Below are 23,696 nucleotides of genomic sequence, written 5' to 3' on the forward strand. Positions count from 1 at the left end.
GAACACAACGCGCGCAAGACTTATGCCAGTGCGGCAGCCATTGCGCTTTATCGTAAGACCCGGTGCAGTACAGCACCAAAACGGCGCCATCGTAGGTGCCGTGGTGCGAGGGTTGCACATATTTGTGGCGAGCGTGTGCAAACAGGTGGCGAATCTACCCAGTCAGCCGCGCTTACCCTTCGCGATCACCGCCTGGCGCAGGTGGCGTATTTCGAAGAGCTTTTGGCGCATTTCACGATGGCGCTTGCTGTTAAGCAGCAATAACCCCAGCAACGGAAACAGCACGGCCGAGCCATAGACCCAGCCATTGAGGCCGTATTGAATCATCGGCAGTACGAACAATAGGCAGGCGCCCAAATACCCCGCGACGAGCCGCGTCGCCCAGGGATACCCGCGCGCAATCATGACATTGCCAAACACCAGCACCGCCACCAGCACCAGGATGGCGCCTCCCGAATAGCTGGACTTGAGGGCAGGATCGACACCGCGCAGATACGTCACGCCGGCCATGGACACCGCAGCCGAACCGGAGAAGATCGCCATGAAAATAGTGCCCATGAACACCGGAAAATATCGGGCCAGGAATCCGCCCATATCGGGAAAGCCGTTCATTCCGTCAGATCCTCGTACAGGCCGATAGCAATAGTTTCGGCCGTGCCCACGTGGCCGGTTCGATGGCTGCCCCAGATCCCCAACAGCCCCCCCATGGCATCCTTGAGCTGAGTCAGTGTGGCATGCCGGATTTCGGTGGAGCTGTAGCTCTTGGTCAACGTGCCGGCGCGCTGCTGCAATTTAAGCAACTTGGGGGTCAGGCTGGGGTCTTTCAGGCTCAGCAGTTCTTTGGTCAGCTTCTTGCGTTCCTGGCGGCTCAGGCCCTTGAGCAACTCGTACCAACTTTTGCCCAACGCAGCTGCTTTGTTGGCCTTGAGCAACCGAATCGTTGTCAAGGCACCTGTTCCGATACCCACCAACGAAGCCGCATCGAGAAGGGGGGAAACGGCGCCGTACCATGCGGCGTCATCCATGCGGTCGTTGGCATCCGGATCAAGCACTTCGTTATAAGTGCGCGCCACGCCAAACCCGCATTGAGCGCTGCTGGCCAATGCCGCCGTGATGCCAATGCCGACCACAAACGCGCTGGCACCGGCGGTGAACGGCACCGCGACGCTGCCGCTGAATACCACGATCCAACCGATCACCGCGGCGCTACAGGAAAGGCCCATGTCAAACGCTTCCTTCTGGAGGCGCCCTTCCCGGGGATCGGTCTTCACCTGCTCCACAAACTGTGCGGGCGAGATGTACTTCTGCGCCTCGCGCAAGATGATGCGCTTGGGTTTGATGCTGCAGATCGGCTTGAATTCGCGCAGGGTGATGACGTTGAAGTCGGCGTCGATGTACACAACGCCCGCGCCGACGATGCCGGGGTCGGCGTCGATGGCAGCGAACAGGCGCGGTAGGTTGATCTGGCTTTCGATGCGCTGGCGCGCCATGAACTGCGAACGGTTGAAGTCCATGCCGATGCCGGCCAGGGAGTTGCCCATGGGGTGTTCTTCCTTGAAGGGGTGGAGACCGAACTGACGCTATCGGGGGCAAGCCCCTCCCACATGTGATGTGTGAATACATTCAAAAAGTGGGAGGGGGCTTGCCCCCGATAGCGATTTAATGGGCGCCACCTTAACAAACAGACTCCCCACCGCCTAGAAAGCAAAACGCCAGCACGAGGCTGGCGTTTTACATAGTCAAGCGGCGATCAACGCGGCACAACCGGCTTACGCGCGGGCTTGCCGCCCTTGCCCTTGGCCGCATCGCTGCGCTCTTTGGCCGCCTGTTTGTTACGTGCCTGGGCCGCGGCCTTGGCTTGCTCACGCTTGTCCCACGGGTTGCTGCCATCGCTGCCACGAGGCGGCAGGCCAGTATGCTGGGTGAGGATCTTGGTGGTGGTTTCCTTGGCGACCTTATGGCTGCCGACCGGCGTCGAATTCTTGCGACGGGCGCTCTGGTAGCTGTCGGTGCTCGGCTGGTGCAGCGGGATCAGTTGGTCCTTGCCCGGCCCGATCAGGTCGGCACGGCCCATGCGGGTCAACGCTTCACGCAGCATCGGCCAGCCTTTCGGGTCGTGATAGCGAAGGAATGCTTTGTGCAGACGGCGCTGCTCCTCGCTCTTGACGATGGTCACCGCGTCGCTCTTGTAGGTGACCTTGCGCAGCGGGTTCTTGCCCGAATGGTACATCGCGGTGGCAGTGGCCATCGGCGACGGATAGAACGCCTGCACCTGGTCGGCACGGAAGCCGTTGCCCTTGAGCCACAGGGCCAGGTTCATCATGTCTTCATCGGTGGTGCCTGGGTGGGCGGCGATGAAGTACGGGATCAGGTACTGCTCCTTGCCCGCTTCCTTGGTGTACTTCTCGAACATGCGCTTGAACTTGTCATAGCTGCCGATGCCCGGTTTCATCATCTGGTTGAGCGGACCTTCCTCGGTGTGTTCCGGGGCGATCTTGAGGTAGCCACCGACGTGGTGCGTTACCAACTCTTTCACATATTCCGGCGACTCGACCGCGAGGTCGTAGCGCAGGCCGGAAGCGATCAAAATCTTCTTCACACCCGGCAAGGCTCGGGCGCTGCGATACAGCTGGATCAGCGACGAATGGTCGGTGTTCAGGTTCGGGCAGATACCAGGGAACACGCACGACGGCTTGCGGCACGCGGATTCGATTTCCGGGCTCTTGCAGGCGATGCGGTACATGTTCGCGGTCGGGCCGCCGAGGTCGGAGATCACGCCGGTAAAACCAGGCACCTTGTCGCGGATCTCTTCGATCTCGCGGATGATCGACTCTTCGGAACGGTTCTGGATGATGCGGCCTTCGTGCTCGGTGATTGAGCAGAAGGTGCAGCCGCCGAAGCAGCCACGCATGATGTTCACCGAGAAGCGGATCATGTCGTAGGCCGGGATTTTTTCCTTGCCATACGCCGGGTGCGGAACGCGTGCGTACGGCATGCCGAACACGTAGTCCATTTCTTCGGTGGTCATCGGGATGGGAGGCGGATTGAACCATACGTCCACTTCACCGTGCTTCTGCACCAGGGCGCGGGCGTTGCCTGGGTTGGTTTCCAGGTGCAACACGCGGTTAGCGTGGGCATAGAGCACCGCGTCACCACGGACTTTTTCCACCGATGGCAGGCGGATCACGGTCTTGTCGCGGGTCATGCGCGGGCTGGCCAGGATCTGCACGACCTTGGCTTCTTCCGGGTCATCAACCGGACCCTTTTCCTGCTCGATGGCGCAGGCCTGGGTGTCCTGGGTGTTGACGTACGGGTTGATGATCTTGTCGACCTTGCCCGGACGGTCGATGCGGGTGGAGTCCACCTCGTACCAGCCTTCGGGCGTGTCACGGCGAATGAACGCGGTGCCGCGCACATCGGTGATGTCTTCGATCTTGTGACCCCACGACAGGCGCTGGGCGACTTCGACGATGGCCCGCTCGGCGTTGCCGTACAGCAGGATATCGGCGGTGGCGTCGATCAGGATCGAGTTGCGCACACGGTCCTGCCAGTAGTCGTAGTGGGCGATGCGGCGCAGGGAGGCTTCGATGCCGCCGAGTACGATCGGCACGTTCTTGTACGCTTCCTTGCAACGCTGGCTGTACACCAGGCTCGCACGGTCCGGGCGTTTGCCGGCCATGCCGCCTGGAGTGTAGGCGTCGTCGGAACGGATTTTCTTGTCGGCGGTGTAGCGGTTGATCATCGAGTCCATGTTGCCGGCCGCGACGCCGAAGAACAGGTTCGGCTCGCCGAGCTTCATGAAGTCGTCTTTGGACTGCCAGTTCGGCTGGGCAATGATCCCGACGCGGAAGCCTTGGGACTCCAGCAGCCGGCCGATGATGGCCATACCGAACGACGGGTGATCCACGTAGGCATCACCAGTGACGATGATGATGTCGCAGGAATCCCAGCCAAGCTGATCCATCTCCTCCCTGCTCATGGGCAGGAATGGCGCAGGACCGAAACATTCGGCCCAGTACTTGGGATAGTCAAATAACGGCTTGGCTGTTTGCATGACGGTGACCGGTGTTGAGATGAAAAATCGCGGGCGCGGAATATAGCACAAATTTTGACCAATTCCGACGGTAATGGTCGGCTTTTAAACCGGCGATCTGCCGCTTCCGTATTCACCCCAGTTAATCAAGCACATACGGGGCTATTCCACTAACTCATCGGCAAAAACATCCTCGATAGGCTGGTTTCAATCAACCACAGCCCCTGGTGGCCCAGCCCATGAATACACGCCCCACCCCACCACCACGCCGCCCTCTCCTGACGGCACATCACGCGATGATAGGGCCTCAGTTGCCGTCCTGGCTGCGTCAGGCACCCGCCTCGCAGCTCAAGGATTTTCGCGACTGCCTGATCAATAGCAACCTGGCCCGGCACGACCTCAAAGCGCTGCTGGGCGAGATCCAAAGCCCTGAAGACTTTGCCCGCCCCCGCTTGCGCGCGGCACTGACTGCGCAGTTTTTCACGCTGATTGCCGACGAAAACGCGATCCTAGTGCGCGAATGGAAAAACCATCACCTGCTCGGGCTGATAAAAACCCATGCCAGAACCACTCGGCAGACGCTGCTAGAGGCGGCCCTGCAGAACTTCGAAGCCTCTGAAGCGCAAGAAGGCGGCATGGAAACCGGAACGGCAATTTATAACGTCACGGCAACCGGCGAGGTATCCAGTTCGATCACTGGCCCGGCATTCGCCAAGTTCTGCCGCAATCTGGACCTGGGCGGCCAATACCTTGCACATATCTTCAGCGCGCTTGAGCCGTCGTCGAGCTCCGCCTCGGGGCGCACGCCGCAAGAGGTGCGAAGGGTGTTTCGCGCTCAGGTGCAGCATGCCTTTGGGGTCGCGATACATATCGCTTATATGAACCGCCGCCTCACCGCCAAGCAGCATCTGCAACTGAACAGTCTGTACCGGTCGGGGTCACCCCCGGATATGCAGTGCCATCACCTGACGATCAACGAGGTGGTATTGCCGGGCGTGCTGGTGATTGAGGCGCCAAAGATCGGCCTCCCGTTCATCCTCTACACGCCCGACGATCCAAGCGCTGCGCTACGTCCGCACGCGAGCCTAGCCGAACTCAAGCGCAAGCTGGCCGAACGGCTGCTGGATGAAAACTACCGCGCCGTCTTCGAGCGGCTGGTGCCCTTGCAGCACCAAGGCAGCCTGCTGGACGCAACGCCGGAGCATTCCGGCTCAGACAATATCGAAATGGGAGGACGGATCTACACCGAGCCGGCCCATCTGAACCTTCCTGTGGACCTCACCGCATGCAGCGCAGATGTGTTCCTGTCCATCGCCGAGCACACCATCGCGCAGATCAAGAGTGATGCCCAAACCCTCGCGGCACTCACCGCAAACGTCGACGTGCTGAGCCGGCAAAAGCGTCTGCAGGGCTATATCGATGCGGGCAAATCCGTGCTGTTCTTTGCAGCGTCGTTCATTCCGATTGTGGGCGAAGTGCTGCTGGTGGTCAGCGCCGCCCAGTTGATCGACACAATTTACGAGGGGTTCTCCGCCTGGAGCCGCGGCGACAGTGACGAGGCGCTCAACGATCTGCTGGATGTGGCGGACAATCTCGCCCTCGCCGCTGCAACCGCCGGCGCGATCAAGACCGCAGGTTTCACCGCCGGCTTGATAAAAGTCCGAGTGCGCAACAAAGGCTGGCGCCTGTGGCACTCGGACCTCACGCCGTACCGTCATCCCGACGGGCTGCCGGAACATCTGGTTGCCGACAGCCAAGGCTTGTATCAGCACGGGCAACAGCAGTTCCTGAAGCTGGATGATCACGCCCACGCCGTACGCCGTACCGCTGAGGGCAAGCAATGGGAACTGGCGCACCCGACTGACCCACACGCCTATTCACCACCGCTGCTTAGCAACCAAGCGGGCGGCTGGCGCCATCTGCACGAAACGCCCGGCGAGTGGGAGGACATCAAGCTCATTAAGCGTCTGGGCCCGGATGCGACGCAGATCAAGCAAGCGGCGGTGGAGCCGATCCTGTTGCTCAGCGGTGTGGATAAGGCGGCGCTGCGTCAGATCCATCAAGAGATGGTGCGCCCACCGCCATTGCTGCTAGATACCCTCAACCACTTCAATCTGGAACAAGAAATCAATGACTTCGACCTGAGTCGCGCCGAGGGCATGACGCTCAGCCCGCATTCGCCGCAGATTCAATTCCACCTCCTCACGTCACTGGCGCAATGGCCCGCCAACCGCGTGCTGAAAATTGTCGATGAACAACAGGAGGTGCTGAGCCATGGCACCGGTACAGCCGAAACCCGTATAGACGCGGCGCGTTTCCGGCGTGGCGAGTTGCTGCACGCACTGCAAGAGCAACTGCCCCAAGACGAATTCAACGCGCTGCTGCCACCGGTGTATATCGACTACTTCACCAAAGTCGAAAACCTGGCGCGGACCTTGGAAGAACAAGTCGTAGGGCAAAAGCAGCGGCTGTTTACCTTACTCACCGCGCCGAGTGAAAAACTGATGTCTCAGACCGAAAAGAGCCTTCACACCGCCGCGCCGACACTCTCCAAACGCCACCTTGAAGACATGCAAGGCACACTCTCGCAATCCGAGCGCCAGCAGCTGGAGGGGCTAACAACCTTACCGAACACACAGCGCTGGGAAGCCGAGCAATACGCCCAAACCCAACAGGCAACGCGTTTGGGTGAAAGTATTTTTCTTGAATGCCTACGCAGCCGTGAGAGCGTGCCACTCGTTCTGCACACCCTGGAGCGCATCCCTGGCTGGCCGAAGGCGCGCCTGATCGAAGTACATGACGTAAGCCACAGCGGCCCGTTGCTGGGTCGGATCGGCACCGCGGAGGTCACAGCCCGCGATGTGTTGATTCGCCAAGGCGAGCTTTACGCCCTCCACAATGACAAAAGTGCGCCCATGCCTTTGCTCGGGGCTATCGAGCGCATGCTGCCGGAGTCAGAGCTCAGCGTAATCCTGCAACGCTCAGGAGCCGATTCGCTCGAGCAGGCGCTTTATAAAACCGGCTTGTCGGTGATGAACGAAGGCCCGCCCCCCATTCGCACCCGAGTCGCCTCCGCACAGACATCAAGCGCAGTCGGCTTGCCCCTAGACCCCTTATTCAGCGACCCCTCGCCGCCGTTGGGCCTGACACTACGCGCAGACGGCATTCATCAAGCTCCCCCGCTGGCCAACGGCAACTATCGCTATTACATCCAGGACAACCAGAAATATTACCAAGTCAAATACGACACCATGGGATGGCGCCTGCTCGATGCCCGCAGCCGCTTTCGTGCCTATCAGCCCTACCTGCGCCAGAAAACCGAGGGCGGCTGGGAAATTGATCAGGCCAAAGGCGCATTGCTCGGCGGCAAGGACTCACCTGTACGGCTGGAGGAAGGCATGGAATCCGGTGAGGAGTTTGAGTCGGCCGAATCGGTTAGTTTGAGCAGCGACTACGAGTCAGCCGAAGAGGGCGTGGTGAGGGCGCACTATTCTGCAACCGAGCTTAGCCAAATGCGCACCCACCGCGGCTACCAGTACAGCCAGAACTACCGGCGCATCTATGACCGAGCCAACAACGGCCGATACCCGTTGCGCGACACACTGGGCCGGCCTATGCGAATCCGGCAGATACAGAGCCACGGCAAATCGTTGACCACAGAAGCCGTCTTCGCCGCCAGCGAATTGCACCCCTACATTCGGTGGCAAGGTTACGAAAATGTGGCCCGCCTGTATGAAGACAAGCTTGAGGTCACCTCCTTCACCGCAGCTCATCAGAAGTGTGCACAGGAAGCGTCGCTGATTGGCGAGGCCACAGTCGTCACCCGCCGCGCTCTGAAAAAAGGTCAAGCATTGGGCGTCTACGGTGGAGAACTCTTGCCGCTATACGTCGCCAGGGCAAGGCAGGATCCTTACCTGATGCCGATCAAAAACCTCAGGCCTACTACCCCGCACGCCGTGAATATGCAATTGGTGCTCTCGGGAGACAACGCGCTCTCAAGGATAAACACGATTTTCGAGTACGAAGGCGAATTGCCGATCCGGCAGGCGAGCGTGGGCTATAACGTTGAGGCCGCGCAATTTCGTATCCAGGCGCAAGTGGACGACAACACACAGGAACAACTGATACTCACGGGTCTGTTCGCCAGCGAGGACATAGCCGCCGGCGCCGAATTACGCTGGAACTACCAGTACGACGAATCTACCATCCGGGAGCTGTTTCCTCGCCCTTAGTACGGTTACTCGTCTTCGAAGTTGTAACTGCCCGGCGCCAGGTTTTCGAAGCGGGTGTATTTGCCGATAAAGGCCAGACGCGTGGTCCCGATCGGGCCGTTACGCTGCTTACCGATGATGATTTCAGCGATGCCTTTATGCTCGGTTTCCGGGTGATACACCTCGTCCCGGTAAACGAACATGATCACGTCAGCATCCTGCTCGATCGCTCCAGACTCCCGCAAGTCGGAGTTGATCGGGCGCTTGTTCGGGCGTTGCTCCAGGGAGCGGTTGAGCTGCGACAGGGCAACCACCGGGCAGTTGAATTCTTTGGCCAGGGCTTTCAACGAGCGAGAAATCTCGGAAATTTCGTTGGTACGGCTGTCGCCGCTGGAGCCTGGGATCTGCATCAATTGCAGGTAGTCGATCATGATCAGGGCGATATCGCCGTGCTCGCGCACGAGACGTCGGGTACGCGCGCGCATTTCCGACGGGCTGATGCCCGCTGTGTCATCGATAAACAGCTTGCGGTCGTTGAGCAGGTTGACCGCCGAGGTCAGGCGCGGCCAATCATCATCTTCCAGGCGACCGGCACGCACTTTGGTCTGATCAATGCGGCCCAGGGACGACAACATACGCATGATCAGCGATTCACCTGGCATCTCCAGGGAGTAGACCAGTACCGCCTTGTCGCTGCGCAACACAGCGTTTTCCACCAGGTTCATGGCGAAAGTAGTTTTACCCATGGACGGACGGCCGGCGACGATGATCAAGTCAGCTGGCTGCAGGCCGCTGGTCATACCATCCAGATCGGTATAGCCGGTGGACAGGCCGGTGATGGCGTTGTCGGTGTTGAACAGGGTATCGATACGGTCGATGGCTTTGGTCAGCAGGTCGTTGACGCTGACCGGGCCGCCGGTTTTCGGCCGGGCCTCGGCGATCTGAAAGATCTGCCGTTCGGCTTCGTCAAGAATCTCTTCAGCGGTACGGCCTTCCGGGTTGAAAGCACTGTCGGCGATCTCGGTGGCGATACCGATCAACTGGCGCAACGTGGCCCGTGCACGAACAATCTGCGCATAGGCCTTGATGTTGGCGACCGATGGCGTGTTCTTCGCCAGCTCACCCAAGTAACCCAGGCCGCCCACTTGGGAGGTCTGGCCCTCCTTGTCCAATTGCTCGGCCAGGGTCACTACGTCGATCGGCGAGTTCTGGTCGGCCAGCTTGGCGATGGCACGGAAGATCAGGCGGTGGTCATGACGGTAGAAATCGCCATCCGAGACTTGATCCAGCACGCGTTCCCAGGCGTTGTTGTCCAGCATCAAACCACCGAGCACGGCCTGTTCGGCCTCGATGGAATGCGGCGGCACCTTCAGGGCAGCGGTTTGCAGATCGTATTGCTCAGGAGCTGAAATATCGTTCATGGCCACTTGGAATTTGGGGTTTGTAGAAAAACAAAAGGCACGACCTGTAAACAGGATCGTGCCCGATGTTAACCGTCCGGCACACGAGGTGCCAGCCAGTTAGGTGTTGCTTAAGCTGCTACCACGACAACGCGTACGGTGGCTTCAACTTCAGCGTGCAGGTGCACGGCTACGTCGAATTCGCCTACGTTGCGGATGGTGCCGTTCGGCAGACGAACTTCGCTCTTCTGCACTTCAACGCCGGAGGCGGTCAGTGCATCAGCGATGTCGTGGGTGCCGATCGAACCGAACAGCTTGCCTTCGTCACCGGCGGTGGCAGTGATAGTCACTTCCAGCTCAGCCAGTTGGGCAGCGCGAGTTTCGGCCGAAGCTTTTTTGTCTGCTGCTGCTTTTTCCAGCTCAGCACGACGCTCTTCAAACGCAGCCAGGTTGGCAGCGGTTGCAGCGGTGGCTTTGCCGTATGGCAGCAGGTAGTTACGACCGTAACCGGCCTTAACGTTCACTTTGTCGCCCAGGTTGCCCAGGTTGGCGACTTTTTCCAGAAGGATCAGTTGCATATGAAAATCCTCTAACTTTTAACCTTCACCGTTCGCGTTATCGGCGTCTTTCGGCGCAGAACGTCCGCGAAAATCAATCAGGCTGTCGACAATGGCCAAGACCACGAGTAACGGACCAATCAAGTGCATAAGCGGCAAGACAGTGACGTAAAACCCCACCAGCCAAAAACTGGCCAATTTTTTCTGCGCAACCAACCCATGAATCAAGGACAGGCCAGCGAAGAACAGCGGTACACCGCACAACGGCAACAAGATCAAGGTGTGCCAACCGATAAACGGAGCGACACACATGACGGCCAGCAGTGACAGCGCAACGCGCTTGGGGATTCGGATTGCGCGAAACTCGCTTCCGAAACCTCCGGGGTTATACAACAACGCTTGCCAGTAGCGCCCAAGAATCAGGCACAACACACTAAAGATCTGCACCGAAACCGACGTTGAAATGATCAACAGCGGGACTGTCAACGAAGCGAGAACTGCTTTCTGATCCGCCGAGAACTTCTCGTAAGACTCACCCATCACCAGCGGCAAAACGTGTTGAAACGTCTGCGCCAATGACTCGATGAAAGAACCGAATACGGTCCCCAGGCTCACTGCACACAACAACCCCACGGCCGTGCTGACCAGCAGCACACGATTCCAGGAATGACCGGCGCGCAAAACCAACGCCAGACTACAACTCCCAAACAGCACAAGAAGCGCTGTCGGGTCTTGCAGGAAATGCCAGCTCACCAACACTGACAACAACCCTAGACCCAGGACGCTCAAAGCGTCCGAACCGCGCCGCAGAAGCACAAGGCAACCTGCAGCAGCACTCAACCAAAACAACATCGGCAACACTGCACATCCAGCCACTACCAGAGTGGCCTGCACACGACCGCGCATGATGAACTCAGCTAAGGCGCGCATGCATTCAATCCCTTACTACTTGTCGACTGCCCGGTCTCAGCGGCCGTGGCTGTCGGTGTAGGCCAGCAGGGCCAGGAAGCGGGCGCGCTTGATAGCGGTGGCCAGCTGACGCTGATAACGTGCTTTGGTACCGGTGATACGGCTTGGAACGATTTTGCCGGTCTCGGATACGTAGGCTTTCAGAGTGTTGAGATCTTTGTAATCGATCTCCTTCACTTCTTCAGCGGTGAAGCGGCAAAACTTACGACGACGGAAGAAACGTGCCATTTGATAGGCTCCTTAATAAGGTCCGTGGATTACTCGTCAGCGTTATCGCTGCTGTCGCTGTCATCACTATCAGCGCTATCAGCGCCTTCGTGCTCAGGACGGTCGCGACGCTCACGGCGCTCACTGCGGTTTTCTTCAGCCTTGAGCATCTCGGATTGGCCGGTAACGGCTTCTTCGCGACGGATGACCAGGTTACGGATCACTGCATCGTTGTAGCGGAAGTTGTCTTCCAGCTCGGCCAGGGCCTTGCCAGTGCACTCAACGTTCAGCATCACGTAGTGAGCCTTGTGAACATTGTTGATTGCGTAGGCCAGTTGACGACGACCCCAATCTTCCAGACGGTGGATTTTGCCGCCGTCTTCTTCGATCAGCTTGGTGTAACGCTCAACCATGCCGCCGACTTGCTCGCTTTGATCCGGGTGGACCAAAAAGATGATTTCGTAATGACGCATGAATGCTCCTTACGGGTTGTAGCCTGCCGCTCAAAAACGGTCAGACAAGGAGTGAATGACACTTATGGATCTTGCCGCAGGGAGGCACATGCGTGCCTGCCGAGTGGGCAAGGGGCGCAATTGTAGAGAAGGGGAAGAACGGGCGCAAGGTGATTGGTGATTATTTGAACAATCTCCCACACCTCACAAAAACAAATGTGGGAGGGCGCTTGCTCCCGATTGCAGCGGGCCAGTCACAACAGCTGTAACTGAACCACTGCTATCGAGGGACAAGCCCCCTCCCACATTTTGACGCTATGTCAGGATCAGAATTACTTCTTCACCTTGGCCTTGACCTGGGCACCACGCTGACGCTGAGCTTCAAACAGGCACACGCCGGTCGCAACCGACACGTTGAGACTGCTGACGCTGCCTGCCATCGGCAAATGCACCAGATAATCACAATGCTCACGGGTCAAACGACGCATACCCTTACCTTCAGCCCCCATGATCAGAATGGTCGGTCCAGTGAGGTCCTGGTCATAAATACTGACCTCGGCCTCCCCCGCCGTACCCACGACCCACAGGCCGCGCTGCTGGAGTTTCTCCAGAGTGCGCGCCAGGTTGGTCACGGCCACCAACGGAATCACTTCCGCCGCGCCGCAGGCGACCTTGCGCACAACCGGCGTCAGGGTAGCCGACTTGTCTTTAGGCACAATTACTGCCAACGCGCCGGCAGCATCCGCCGAACGCAGGCAGGCGCCAAGGTTGTGCGGGTCGGTCACGCCGTCCAGCACCAGCAACAGCGGCGCACCTTCGGTGCGGTCGAGCAGCTCGTCGAGCATGGCTTCGCCCCAGACCTGGCTAGGACTCACGTCCGCGACCACACCCTGGTGAACGCCTTCGACCCACACGTCCATTTCACGACGCTCGGCCTGGCCGATGGCAACCTTGTTTTGGGTGGCCAACTCAACCAGCGCCTGCACGCGAGGCTCGCTGCGACCTTCCGCCAACCACACTTGTTTGACGCGTTTAGGGTGATGACGCAGCAGTGCTTCTACGGCGTGGACGCCGTAGATTTTTTCCAGACTCATGACTTGGCCTTAGGTTTGCGCGACCCGCCGCTTTTCGCGGGGGCCGAACCCGCTTTTGGCGGGCCTTTACGATGTTTACTGGGTTTGCTCGACGGCTTTTCCGCCCCTTGGGACTTTCCCCCAGACGCCGCTTTACCACCGCTTTTGGCTTCGTTGAGCAACTGCTGCTTCAGCTCGCGACTCTTGCGCAGCTCGGCGTTTTTCGCCGCTGCGTCACTTGGACGGTAGGCTTCGGGGGCCTTGTCCTTGACGGAGGACCGGCGACCAGCCTTGGCTGGCGCAGGCTCGGCGGCCGCTGCTTTCGCAGGAGTTCCTTTGCCTTTGGCGGTCGGCGCTGCGGTTTCGACGCCGCGCTTTTTACGACCCGCCGGTTCGACTGGCTTGTCTGGCATACCGAAGTCGATCTTGCGCTCGTCAAGGTCGACGCGCATGACCTGCACTTCCACCGTGTCGCCCAGACGGAAGCTGCGACCGGTGCGCTCGCCCGCCAGGCGGTGATGCACGGGATCGAAGTGGTAGTAATCACCCGGCAAGGCCGTAACGTGCACCAGGCCTTCGACGTAGATGTCGGTCAGCTCGACGAACAGGCCAAAGCCTGTCACGGCGGTGATTACACCTGGGAAGGTTTCGCCCACGCGGTCTTTCATGAACTCGCACTTGAGCCAGTTCACTACGTCGCGCGTGGCTTCGTCGGCACGGCGTTCGCTCATGGAGCACTGCTCGCCCAGCTGTTCCAGGGCCGCCTCGTCGTACGGATAGATCCGTGCTTTCGGTATGGTCATGGCGCCAGCGCGCTTAACGTGCGGGGTGTTCTGCTTGGAATGGATCACGCTGCGGATCGCGCGGTGCGTGAGCAGGTCAGGATAACGGCGAATTGGCGAGGTGAAGTGGGTGTACGCCTCGTAGTTCAAGCCGAAGTGGCCCTGATTGTCGGCGCTGTACACCGCCTGGCTCAACGAACGCAGCATTACGGTCTGAATCACATGGTAATCCGGACGGTCCTTGATGCTGGCCAGCAATGCCTGGTAGTCCTTCGGCGTCGGACCGTCCTTGCCCTTGTGCAGGGACAGGCCGAGCTCTCCGAGGAACGCGCGCAGTTTTTCCAGACGCTCCGGCGGCGGACCATCGTGCACGCGGTACAACGCAGGAATCTCATGCTTCTTCAGGAATTCAGCGGTGGCCACGTTGGCCGCCAGCATGCACTCCTCGATCAGCTTGTGCGCATCGTTACGGGTCGTCGGGGTGATTGCGGCGATCTTGCGCTCGGAACCGAAGACAATCCGGGTTTCCTGGGTTTCAAAATCGATCGCGCCACGCACATGACGAGCACCCAACAGCACCTTGTACAGCGAGTAAAGCTGCTTGAGGTGCGGCACGACATGCCCGTACTCACCACGCAAAGCCTTGGCTTCGCTTGTTTTAGGCTGTTCCAGAATGGTACTGACCTTGTTGTAGGTCAGGCGCGCCTGGGAGTGGATCACCGCTTCGTAGAACTGGTAGTCGGTCATTTCGCCGGTTTTCGAGATAGTCATCTCGCACACCATGGCCAAACGGTCGACTTTCGGGTTCAGGGAGCACAGCCCGTTGGACAATTGCTCAGGCAGCATCGGGATCACGCGCTCCGGGAAGTACACGGAGTTGCCGCGCACCTGGGCTTCGTTATCCAGTGCAGAACCGATCTTCACATAGCTGGACACGTCGGCAATCGCGACGAACAACTTCCAGCCGCCAGAGAACAGACGCAACTTGCCGGGCTTGGCTTCGCAGTAGACCGCATCGTCGAAGTCGCGAGCATCTTCGCCGTCGATGGTGACAAACGGCAGATGGCGCAGATCGATGCGTTTTTCTTTGTCTTTTTCTTCAACTTCAGGCTTGAGCTTGGCGGCTTCTTTCAGCACAGCTTCAGGCCAGACGTGAGGAATATCGTAGGTGCGCAGCGCGACGTCGATTTCCATCCCCGGCGCCATGTAGTTGCCGACAACTTCAACGATGTCGCCCTGAGGCTGAAAGCGCGCAGTAGGCCAGTGGGTGATTTTCACCTCAACGAACTGACCGACCTTCGCAGCGCCATTGCGGCCCGGGGTAATCAGCACTTCCTGCTGGACCTTTGGGTTATCCGGCACAACAAAGCCAATACCGCCTTCTTCGAAGTAACGACCAACGATGGACTCGTGGGCACGGGACACCACTTCGACGATCACGCCTTCACGGCGACCGCGACGGTCCAGGCCGGAAACGCGCGCCAAGGCACGGTCACCATCGAACACCAAGCGCATTTGCGCCGGGCTCATGAACAGGTCGTCACTACCGTCATCCGGGATCAAGAAGCCGAAGCCATCACGGTGACCGGCAATGCGGCCAAGGATCAAGTCGAGCTTATCCACAGGCGCGTAAGTGCCACGGCGGGTGTAGATCAGTTGAGCGTCGCGCTCCATGGCACGCAATCGGCGGCGCAGGGCTTCAAGCTGGTCTTCGGTGGTCAGACCGAATTCTTCAACCAACTGCTCGCGGCTAGCAGGCGAACCCCGATCGGCGAGATGCGCCAGGATCAGTTCGCGGCTAGGAATAGGGTTTTCATATTTTTCCGCTTCACGAGCGGCCTCGGGATCGAGGGACTGCCAATCGGCCATTAGAGAGTTTTCACCTTGTCTATATGTGGGTTAGTTTGGCATACGCGTATTGAAACGGGAAATTTCAGGCATCAACAAGCGTTTTAAAGCCCTTAATGGCCCTCGCTGCGCACCTTGCACGACCATTGGCGAAATATTCCAGGCTTTTTTCATAGCAGGGGTTTACAGCTTATAAGCCTCTCCGTATAGTGCGCGCCATCGACGACGGCAACGTTGTTGATGATGCCCAGGTGGTGAAATTGGTAGACACGCCAGCTTCAGGTGCTGGTGATCGCAAGGTCGTGGAAGTTCGAGTCTTCTCCTGGGCACCAAATTCAGATCAAACCCGCGAAAGCGGGTTTTTTCGTTTCAGGCTTTTGATTTTTAACGTAAATCCCGATTTATTTTATTGAATCAGGGGTTTACAGATCAAAAAGCCCGCCGTATAGTTCGCCCCATCAACAGCGGCAACGTTGCTTGATAAAGCCCAGGTGGTGAAATTGGTAGACACGCCAGCTTCAGGTGCTGGTGATCGCAAGGTCGTGGAAGTTCGAGTCTTCTCCTGGGCACCAAATTCAGATCAAACCCGCGAAAGCGGGTTTTTTCGTTTCTGGGGCTGAAACTTTGCAGGTGATTCCCTCCTGGGTCGCACTTGAGAAGTTTTATCGTTTATCCTTGTAAGAATTTGTTGCTTACAAGTGAGGAACACCCCGGATGATGATCCGCGATACCCGCCCCAAGACATCCCTTCTGCGTGGCCTTACCATCACTCTGCTCGGCCTGGCCCTGCTCTCGCCCGCGGCCTACTCTGCCGACAAAGTTTCCCTGACCCTATACAACGGCCAGCACAAAGAAGTCGGCGACGAACTCGCCAAGGCTTTCGAAGCCAAGACCGGCATTCACGTCAACGTACGCAAAGGCAGTAGCAACCAACTGGCCAGCCAGGTGGTGGAAGAAGGCGACCGCTCTCCCGCCGACGTCATCTACACCGAAGAATCCCCTCCCCTGAACAAACTCGGCGAGCAAGGCCTGCTGGCCAAGATCGACGGGAGCACCCTCGACGTGCTGCCCAAAGATTACGTCGGCAGCAACGGCGACTGGATGGGAGTGACTGCGCGCACCCGCGTCGTGGCCTTCAACCCGAAACTGATTGCCGAGAAAGACCTGCCCAAATCCGTGCTGGATTTCGCCGGCCCCGAGTGGCAAGGCAAGGTCGGTTTCGTGCCCACCAGCGGCGCGTTCCAAGAACAGGCCGTGGCGATCATCAAATTGCACGGTCGAGAGGCAGCTGAAGAATGGCTGACCGGCCTGCGCGCCTTTGGCAAGGTTTACAGCAACAACATGGTCGCCCTTAAAGCCGTGGAGAACGGCGAAGTGGCCACCGTACTGGTGAACAACTATTACTGGTTTGCCCTTAAGAAAGAAAAAACCAACCTGGACTCCAAGCTGCATTACTTCACCGACGGCGATGCCGGCGGCCTGATTACCGTGTCGTCCGCTGCCGCATTGAAATCCAGCAAACACCCCAAGGAAGCCCAACAACTGCTGGCGTTCATGGCCAGTGAAGAAGGCCAGCGGGTCATCACCAACACCTCCGCGGAATACCCGCTGCGTAAAGGCATGGAATCCAACCGAGGCCTTAAGCCTTTCAGCGAGCTGCAACCGCCAAAAGTCACGCCTGCGGACCTTGGCAACGCCGAAGAAGCGCTGGAGCTGGAACGTGATGTTGGCTTGAACTGATGAACCCATCGCTACCCGCCACCGCCCTGCGCAGGGGATTGAGCCCTCGACGCAAACGCCCGTCAATCTGGCTGCTGCTTCCAGTGCTGTTTCTGGTTGGCCTGAGCCTGCTTCCATTGGCCTATGTCGGCCTTAAAGCCTGGCAAGCTGGATGGGCGGAGGCGGTGCATCTGCTATGGCGGCCTTATGTGTTCGGGCTGCTGCGCAACACCTTGGCGCTGATGGTTGGGGTAACGGTAACCTGCGGCGTGATCGGCCTGTCCCTGGCTTGGCTGCTGGAGCGCAGCAACCTGCCAGGGCGACGTATATGGGGCGTGATCCTGTGCCTGCCGTTTGCGGTCCCAGCGTTTGTCAGCAGCTTTACCTGGGTGTCCCTGAGCGCCAACTTTGAAGGGCTGGGCGGGGCGATCCTGGTGATGAGCCTGTCCAAATACCCGCTAGTGTTTCTGCCAGTGGCAGCAACATTGCGTAATCTTGACCCCTCCCTTGAAGAATCTGCTCGCACGCTGGGCCTCAATCGCTGGGCAGTTTTTCTGCGCATTACGTTGCCGCTGCTGTGGCCATCGCTGCTGGCCGGGGCACTGCTGATCGCGCTGCATATGCTGGTGGAATTCGGTGCGCTTTCGATCATCGGCTTGCAAACCTTCACCACCGCGATCTACCAGCAGTTCGAGCTGGAATTCAGCAACGCCAACGCTGCGATGCTTTCAGCGGTACTGCTGATGATGTGCCTTACCCTGCTGTGGCTGGAACTGCGCGTGCGCGGCAAGGGCCGACATGTACGTATCGGCCAAGGCGCGGCGCGGCATGCCGAGCAGGTTCGATTGGGCAAGTGGGCGCCACTCGGCCAGGTGTACTGCCTGGCATTGGCGGTCATCGGTAGTGGGATTCCGCTGGGCATGCTCGGCTACTGGCTGGCCGTGGGTTCGTCGGCGGCTTTTCCAGTGGCAGAAATTGGCGAAGCGCTTCTGTCCTCGCTGGCGCTGTCCCTGGGCGGTGCAGCGTTGTGCCTGGTACTGGCCGTGCCGGTCGGCCTGCTGGTGGTGCGCTATAAAGGCAAACTGGCGATCTGGGCTGAGCGTCTGCCGTACCTGCTGCACGCGCTGCCCGGCCTGGTGATTGCGCTTACGCTGGTGTATTTCGCCTTGCATTACGTGCCTGCGCTGTACCAGACGTCTGCGTTGTTGCTGATCGCCTATGCGCTGTTGTTCTTGCCACTGGCTCAGGCGCCGATTCGCACCGCCTTGAATAAGGCCGCGCCGCAGCTGGAGGAAGCAGCGCGCACACTGGGTGCTTCGTCGTTCAGTGCGTTTTGCCGAGTGACTTTGCCGATTATCTTCCCGGCGCTGGGGGCAGCGTTTGCGCTGGTATTCCTGGATGCGATGAAGGAATTGACGGCGACGCTGCTGCTCAGCCCGACCGGGCTGAACACACTGGCCACGGCGGTATGGTCGCATACGTCGAATGTGGAATTCGCGGCGGCAGCCCCTTATGCGGCGTTGTTGATACTGGTGTCGGGGCTGCCGGTGTATCTGCTCACAACGCGGATGTATCTGAGTCGCTGAAACCGCTATTGAGGCAATGCTAAGCGCGAAACTGCCCCAAGCTCGCCTTCAACTGCGCCGCCAGCCCATCCAGGACTTTGCCACTGGCGGTCGTTTCCACCACCGCCTGCGCGGCACGCTCAGCCTGGGCATGGATCACCTCCACCCGACCACGCACTGCATGGGCGCCCTGGGCCTGATGCTCAGCCGCACGGGTAGCCAAGCCGATCGCGGCATGCACCTGCTCTACCGAAGCCTGCACCGTCTGCTGCAAACGCTCGCTCTCACGCAGCACCAGTAAACCTTCGCTGGCCTGGCGCCCGGCCTTGCCAATGGTTTCCACAGCCTCACGCGCGCCCTGTTGCAACGCCACGATATGCGCCTGGATATCACCGGTGGAGCTCTGGGTTTTACTGGCCAGCGCACGCACTTCGTCCGCCACCACCGCAAAACCGCGCCCGGTCTCACCAGCGCGTGCCGCCTCAATGGCCGCGTTGAGCGCCAGCAAGTTGGTTTGCTCGGCGATACCATGGATTACCGTCAACACCACTTCGATCTGCTCACTTTGCTGAGCCAGCCGTTCGATCACCTGTGAGCCAGCCTGGACCTGCCCCGCCAACGCCTCGATCAAGCTGCCGACTTCAGCCGAAGTGCGTGAGTTTTCATCCGTGGCCTGGCGAATATCGACGACCTGTTGCAATGCCGCCTGCATGGCGTGGCTTTCGGCCTGGGCTTCGTCGGCCATCTGCGACAACGCGCGCAAGCTCTCGGCCACTTCGTCGCGCTGCAAGCCAGCCGCCGCATCAGCACCGGCATTACGCAAGGTCATGGCACCAATCTCCACACCGGTACGCTGGGCCACATCGCCCGCCTCGCGCACGATGGGCTGCAACTTATCCACAAAGCGATTGACCGCTGAGGCCATGTCGCCGATTTCGTCCTTGCTACTGATCTGCACGCGCTTGGTGAGATCCCCCTCGCCCGCCGCCAGATCATCCATAGCGGCAATCAACAACTTCAGGCGATTGACCACGCGGCGACCGAGCACGACAGCGATCAACACCAATACGCCGAAACCCACTACGGCCAACCCCATGCCGATACGCCAGCGCAGCGTGCCCGCGGCCTCCTGCACGGCCTCGGTGGTGTTGGCAGTCATCTGGGTCGCAGTGGCCTGTGCCGACTGCAGGCGAGCACCCATGGCCGCCGCACTGTCGGCTGCGGCGCCTTTGAGACTATCGCCGACCAACTGATCACCGCTGGCAATCAGGGCGGCAAAGCGCTTGTCCAGTGCTTGCAGGTCGGCCTCTACCGAAGCAGTCGATACGCCCATGAGCACTTTGCCGATTTCTACGCCATTGGGGCTGATGGAGGCCTCAACGTAGAACACCGAAGGGTCGTTTTTCGCGGCATTCAGCACTTTGTCCAAGGCGCGGTCGCCTTGGCCTTTTTCCAGCAGCGCCTTGTTGATCGGATTTTCGCGATTCAGGTAACGGGTTAGATGCTCACCCGCTGCGTCGTCGTAGACCACAAACAGCACGTTGGGATTGCGCTGGGCGCGTCGGGCAAACTCGGACAATGTAGGTACGTCGCTGTCCCACATGGCGCGGGGCGCCACCGAAGCCAGCAGCTGCGCCATGTCGTTGGCGGAATCCTTCAAGTCTTTTTCCAGGGTCGCACGCAGCTGCTTCTGCTCTTCCTGCAGGCGTGTGGAAAGCCCTGCCGTCAGACGTTGCCGAGTGCTGGCAGACAAGCTATCGAGGCTTGACGTGACCTCCTTACCGGCTTGGGCCAACTCACCAGACAGCTTCTGGCTATCGATACCCAGACGATTACCCAAATCAGCTTCCAATGCAGTGACGGTGCTCCGGGTTAGAGCGACCGCCACCAGCACTTGCACCAAAAGGGCGATACCCAAGGTAACGAAGACCGGTCGCAACAGACGACTTTGTAACAACGACAGAACGGCAGACATCAAGAATCCCTCCACCACGGGTGCCATTAATTTGATAGCACCGCGAAAAAGAGAAACACAGCAAGGGTCGTGCCGCTTGGCAAACAGAAACGACAAAGGGCTCCCGAAGGAGCCCTTTGCTTTTTACATCAACAGCTTATTAAGCGAACGGATGACGCAGAACGATAGTTTCGTTGCGGTCCGGGCCCGTCGAAATAATGTCAATCGGCGCACCGATCAGCGCTTCGACACGCTTGATGTAAGCGCGGGCGTTGGCCGGCAGCTCTTCCAGGGTCTTAGCACCCACGGTCGATTCGGTCCAGCCCGGCACTTCTTCGTACACAGGCTGCAAGCCTACGTAGCTGTCAGCATCAGTCGGAGCAACATCATTGCCTTCCGCATCTTTGTAGCCGACGCAGATGTTGATGGTTTCCAGACCGTCGAGTACATCCAGCTTGGTGAAGCAGATGCCCGAGATGCTGTTCACATCGATAGCACGACGCAGGATAACGGCGTCGAACCAGCCGCAACGACGGGCACGACCGGTGGTAGCACCGAACTCGTGACCTTGTTTGGCCAGGTGCGCACCGACTTCGTCAAACAGCTCAGTCGGGAATGGGCCCGAACCTACGCGCGTGGTGTAAGCCTTGGTGATGCCCAGGATGTAGTCCAGGAACATCGGGCCAACGCCAGACCCGGTCGCAACGCCGCCAGCGGTGGTGTTGGAGCTGGTCACGTACGGGTAAGTGCCGTGGTCGATGTCCAGCAACGAACCTTGGGCGCCTTCGAACATGATGTCTTTGCCAGCGCGACGCAGGTCGTGCAGCTCGGCCGTCACGTCCAGCATCAGCGGCTTGAGCAGCTCAGCGTATTCCTTGCACTCGGCCAGGGTCTTGTCGAACTCAATGGCTGGCTCTTTGTAGTAACCGACCAGCATGAAGTTGTGGTAGTCCACCAGCTCACGCAGCTTGTCTTCAAAACGCGGCATGTTGAGCAGATCGCCCACACGCAGGCCACGACGTGCAACTTTGTCTTCGTAGGCTGGGCCGATGCCGCGACCGGTCGTACCGATCTTCAGCTCGCCACGGGCCTTTTCACGGGCCTGGTCCAGCGCAACGTGGAAGGACAGGATCAGCGGGCAGGATGGGCTGATACGCAGGCGCTCGCGCACCGGTACGCCCTTCTCTTCCAGCTTGATGATCTCGCGCAGCAGGGCGTCAGGTGCAACCACCACGCCGTTGCCGATCAGGCACTGCACACCTTCGCGCAGGACGCCCGATGGGATCAGGTGCAAGACGGTTTTTTCGCCATCGATGACCAGGGTATGGCCAGCGTTGTGGCCACCTTGGTAGCGCACTACGGCGGCAGCATGTTCGGTCAGCAGATCAACGATCTTGCCTTTGCCCTCATCACCCCATTGGGTGCCCAGGACTACGACATTCTTACCCATAACACTTGTCCTCATTCGCGCAAACTTGGTGCCGGCGATGGCCGGCAGGAAAACTCAAGAAGCCAGTGGCGATACTTGCCAAAGCCCGTTCTGCAGAATCAATTGCCGGTCGCAGTCCGCTTCACGGGCGGCGGCCAATGGCTGGCCAGGCAAGGCCTGGACAACACGCTGACCCTCACTGCGCAACTGGCAAACCTGCTGCCAGAGTGCTGCGTCCGTACTGTCGGGCATCCAAATGCCACCAGACGGCAGCTCGACCTCAGCACGCCCCAGGGTCACCAGGGTTTTCAAATCGGTGGAGAAGCCAGTCGCCGGACGCGCACGACCGAAGTCGGCGCCGATATCGTCGTAACGACCGCCTTGGGCGATGGCCTGGCCAACGCCCGGAACAAACACCGCAAACACCACACCGGTGTGGTAGTGGTAACCGCGCAGCTCGCCCAAATCAAAGTACAGCGGCAAATCAGGGAAACGTGCCGACAGCTGCTCGGCAATCGCCAGCACATCATCCAGCGCCGCCAGTACCGGCGCAGGCGCATTGGCCAGGCGTTCACGCGCAGCTGCCAGCACTTCACGGCCGCCGCACAGATTCACCAGCGCGCGCAGCATGCCAGCCAGGTCGGCAGGCACACCTTCGGTCAGTGCGATTACTTCATCGATAGCCTTACGCTGCAGGGCATCGAACAGCTGTTGCTCTACCTCACCGGACAAACCGGCCGCACGGGCCAGGCCACGGTAGATACCGACGTGACCCAGGTCCATGTGGACATCAGGCACGTCAGCCAGTTGCAGCATGGCCAGCATCAAGCTGATCACTTCAACGTCGCTGCTCGGGCTGGCATCACCGTACAACTCGGCGCCCAGCTGGATAGGGCTACGGGAAGACGACAAGGCACGCGGCTGAGCATGCAGCACGCTACCGGCGTAGCAAAGACGGCTAGGGCCTTCGCGGCGCAGGGTGTGCGCATCGATGCGCGCCACCTGCGGCGTGATGTCTGCCCGAAAGCCCATTTGCCGGCCCGATTGCGGATCAATGACCTTGAAGGTGCGCAGATCCAGGTCCTGGCCCGCGCCGGTCAGCAGGGATTCCAGGTACTCGATATGAGGAGTTACGACAAACTCGTAACCCCAGCTCTGGAACAGATCCAACACCTGGCGACGCGCTACTTCAATGCGCGCAGCTTCTGGTGGCAGTACTTCTTCGATGCCATCTGGCAGCAGCCAGCGGTCTACCGTTGCCATTACGCCATTCCCCTTTGATCCGGGCGGCCAGCCCTCGGCCGAGCCTTGAGTGAAGCAGAAAATACCCGCCCCCTGCATAAACCACGCGCAAGAGCGACGTGACGAACGGCCTGTAAACGGCCTCGTCGGGCACTTTCCTCGAAAAACCTGTCACGCCTGCCGAATCAAACACGCAGACGCAAAAAAGCCGGGAATTTCCCGGCTGCCGCATCATACACCCGTTTTCTGAAAGGA

General features: G+C 59.3%; 16 protein-coding genes and 2 tRNA genes. 5 read left to right on the forward strand and 13 right to left on the reverse strand.

Annotated elements, in window-relative coordinates; all coding sequences use genetic code 11:
• Positions 1-162: 162 nt before the first annotated feature.
• From ACKZ62_RS25875 to ACKZ62_RS25885, 3 genes are all read right to left on the reverse strand, one after another.
• A complete protein-coding gene (locus ACKZ62_RS25875; RefSeq protein ID WP_095186062.1) occupies positions 163-612 on the reverse strand; it encodes a hypothetical protein in 450 nt (149 codons plus the stop codon).
• Positions 609-1,541: an Ssp4 family T6SS effector gene (locus ACKZ62_RS25880; RefSeq protein ID WP_447096021.1), complete on the reverse strand. Its 933-nt coding sequence runs from the start codon at positions 1,539-1,541 to the stop codon at positions 609-611. The genes ACKZ62_RS25875 and ACKZ62_RS25880 overlap by 4 nt, the downstream gene beginning before the upstream one ends.
• Before the next feature lie 209 nt (positions 1,542-1,750).
• Entirely contained in the window at positions 1,751-4,054 is a 2,304-nt protein-coding gene (locus ACKZ62_RS25885) for a YgiQ family radical SAM protein (protein WP_032890504.1), read from the reverse strand.
• A gap of 218 nt (positions 4,055-4,272) precedes the next feature.
• Between ACKZ62_RS25885 and ACKZ62_RS25890 the strand changes: the two genes are divergently transcribed.
• The gene (locus tag ACKZ62_RS25890) at positions 4,273-8,265 is read left to right on the forward strand and encodes a dermonecrotic toxin domain-containing protein (protein ID WP_447096022.1); all 3,993 of its coding nucleotides are present in this window, start codon (positions 4,273-4,275) and stop codon (positions 8,263-8,265) included.
• Between the two features lie 5 nt (positions 8,266-8,270).
• Here the strand turns inward: ACKZ62_RS25890 and dnaB are convergent, their stop codons facing one another.
• The 7 genes from dnaB to rnr form a co-directional block, all read right to left on the reverse strand.
• Complete coding sequence (dnaB, locus tag ACKZ62_RS25895; protein WP_003217484.1) at positions 8,271-9,665, reverse strand: replicative DNA helicase; 1,395 nt, start codon at positions 9,663-9,665, stop codon at positions 8,271-8,273.
• 110 nt (positions 9,666-9,775) lie between these two features.
• The gene (gene rplI / locus ACKZ62_RS25900; RefSeq protein ID WP_003171376.1) at positions 9,776-10,222 is read right to left on the reverse strand and encodes a 50S ribosomal protein L9; all 447 of its coding nucleotides are present in this window, start codon (positions 10,220-10,222) and stop codon (positions 9,776-9,778) included.
• A gap of 18 nt (positions 10,223-10,240) precedes the next feature.
• Positions 10,241-11,131 (reverse strand): YybS family protein, encoded by an 891-nt coding sequence (locus ACKZ62_RS25905; protein WP_032890500.1) that lies wholly within the window; start codon positions 11,129-11,131, stop codon positions 10,241-10,243.
• Positions 11,132-11,167: 36 nt separating this feature from the next.
• Positions 11,168-11,398, reverse strand: coding sequence for a 30S ribosomal protein S18 (gene rpsR / locus ACKZ62_RS25910; RefSeq protein WP_003171373.1), 231 nt, complete (start codon positions 11,396-11,398; stop codon positions 11,168-11,170).
• 29 nt (positions 11,399-11,427) lie between these two features.
• On the reverse strand, positions 11,428-11,850 hold the full coding sequence (gene rpsF / locus ACKZ62_RS25915; protein ID WP_003171371.1) for a 30S ribosomal protein S6: 423 nt from the start codon (positions 11,848-11,850) through the stop codon (positions 11,428-11,430).
• Positions 11,851-12,161: 311 nt separating this feature from the next.
• Positions 12,162-12,923 carry a 23S rRNA (guanosine(2251)-2'-O)-methyltransferase RlmB gene (rlmB, locus tag ACKZ62_RS25920; RefSeq protein WP_032890499.1) on the reverse strand — a complete coding sequence of 254 codons (762 nt, stop codon included), beginning with the start codon at positions 12,921-12,923 and terminating at the stop codon, positions 12,162-12,164.
• Positions 12,920-15,553: a ribonuclease R gene (gene rnr / locus ACKZ62_RS25925; protein WP_447096023.1), complete on the reverse strand. Its 2,634-nt coding sequence runs from the start codon at positions 15,551-15,553 to the stop codon at positions 12,920-12,922. The genes rlmB and rnr overlap by 4 nt, the downstream gene beginning before the upstream one ends.
• Positions 15,554-15,777: 224 nt before the next feature.
• Here rnr and ACKZ62_RS25930 point away from each other — a divergent pair.
• The 4 genes from ACKZ62_RS25930 (at position 15,778) to ACKZ62_RS25945 (ending at position 18,837) form a co-directional block, all read left to right on the forward strand.
• Positions 15,778-15,864: transfer RNA gene (locus ACKZ62_RS25930), tRNA-Leu, on the forward strand.
• A gap of 153 nt (positions 15,865-16,017) precedes the next feature.
• Positions 16,018-16,104 (forward strand) — tRNA-Leu (locus ACKZ62_RS25935).
• Between the two features lie 142 nt (positions 16,105-16,246).
• Positions 16,247-17,272, forward strand: coding sequence for an extracellular solute-binding protein (locus tag ACKZ62_RS25940; protein ID WP_032890495.1), 1,026 nt, complete (start codon positions 16,247-16,249; stop codon positions 17,270-17,272).
• A complete protein-coding gene (locus ACKZ62_RS25945; RefSeq protein WP_447096024.1) occupies positions 17,272-18,837 on the forward strand; it encodes an ABC transporter permease in 1,566 nt (521 codons plus the stop codon). The genes ACKZ62_RS25940 and ACKZ62_RS25945 overlap by 1 nt, the downstream gene beginning before the upstream one ends.
• A 19-nt stretch (positions 18,838-18,856) precedes the next feature.
• On the opposite strand, the gene ACKZ62_RS25950 is transcribed toward ACKZ62_RS25945, so the two are convergent.
• The 3 genes from ACKZ62_RS25950 to ACKZ62_RS25960 form a co-directional block, all read right to left on the reverse strand.
• Positions 18,857-20,791, reverse strand: coding sequence for a methyl-accepting chemotaxis protein (locus ACKZ62_RS25950; protein WP_095186067.1), 1,935 nt, complete (start codon positions 20,789-20,791; stop codon positions 18,857-18,859).
• A 139-nt stretch (positions 20,792-20,930) separates the two neighbouring features.
• The gene (locus tag ACKZ62_RS25955; protein WP_032890489.1) at positions 20,931-22,220 is read right to left on the reverse strand and encodes an adenylosuccinate synthase; all 1,290 of its coding nucleotides are present in this window, start codon (positions 22,218-22,220) and stop codon (positions 20,931-20,933) included.
• 54 nt (positions 22,221-22,274) lie between these two features.
• Positions 22,275-23,462 (reverse strand): ATP phosphoribosyltransferase regulatory subunit, encoded by a 1,188-nt coding sequence (locus tag ACKZ62_RS25960; RefSeq protein ID WP_032890487.1) that lies wholly within the window; start codon positions 23,460-23,462, stop codon positions 22,275-22,277.
• Between the last annotated feature and the right edge of the window lie 234 nt (positions 23,463-23,696).

The organism is Pseudomonas sivasensis, assembly GCF_052938085.1.

Coding starts and splice junctions, on each gene's coding strand:
- ACKZ62_RS25950 (WP_095186067.1), bottom strand. CDS start 20,791: ATGTCTGCCGTTCTGTCGTTGTTACAAAGTCGTCTGTTGCGACCGGTC.
- rpsR (WP_003171373.1), bottom strand. CDS start 11,398: ATGGCACGTTTCTTCCGTCGTCGTAAGTTTTGCCGCTTCACCGCTGAA.
- ACKZ62_RS25885 (WP_032890504.1), bottom strand. CDS start 4,054: ATGCAAACAGCCAAGCCGTTATTTGACTATCCCAAGTACTGGGCCGAA.
- ACKZ62_RS25955 (WP_032890489.1), bottom strand. CDS start 22,220: ATGGGTAAGAATGTCGTAGTCCTGGGCACCCAATGGGGTGATGAGGGC.
- ACKZ62_RS25880 (WP_447096021.1), bottom strand. CDS start 1,541: ATGGGCAACTCCCTGGCCGGCATCGGCATGGACTTCAACCGTTCGCAG.
- dnaB (WP_003217484.1), bottom strand. CDS start 9,665: ATGAACGATATTTCAGCTCCTGAGCAATACGATCTGCAAACCGCTGCC.
- ACKZ62_RS25905 (WP_032890500.1), bottom strand. CDS start 11,131: ATGCGCGCCTTAGCTGAGTTCATCATGCGCGGTCGTGTGCAGGCCACT.
- ACKZ62_RS25945 (WP_447096024.1), top strand. CDS start 17,272: ATGAACCCATCGCTACCCGCCACCGCCCTGCGCAGGGGATTGAGCCCT.
- ACKZ62_RS25875 (WP_095186062.1), bottom strand. CDS start 612: ATGAACGGCTTTCCCGATATGGGCGGATTCCTGGCCCGATATTTTCCG.
- rnr (WP_447096023.1), bottom strand. CDS start 15,553: ATGGCCGATTGGCAGTCCCTCGATCCCGAGGCCGCTCGTGAAGCGGAA.
- ACKZ62_RS25940 (WP_032890495.1), top strand. CDS start 16,247: ATGATGATCCGCGATACCCGCCCCAAGACATCCCTTCTGCGTGGCCTT.
- ACKZ62_RS25890 (WP_447096022.1), top strand. CDS start 4,273: ATGAATACACGCCCCACCCCACCACCACGCCGCCCTCTCCTGACGGCA.
- rplI (WP_003171376.1), bottom strand. CDS start 10,222: ATGCAACTGATCCTTCTGGAAAAAGTCGCCAACCTGGGCAACCTGGGC.
- rlmB (WP_032890499.1), bottom strand. CDS start 12,923: ATGAGTCTGGAAAAAATCTACGGCGTCCACGCCGTAGAAGCACTGCTG.
- ACKZ62_RS25960 (WP_032890487.1), bottom strand. CDS start 23,462: ATGGCAACGGTAGACCGCTGGCTGCTGCCAGATGGCATCGAAGAAGTA.
- rpsF (WP_003171371.1), bottom strand. CDS start 11,850: ATGCGTCATTACGAAATCATCTTTTTGGTCCACCCGGATCAAAGCGAG.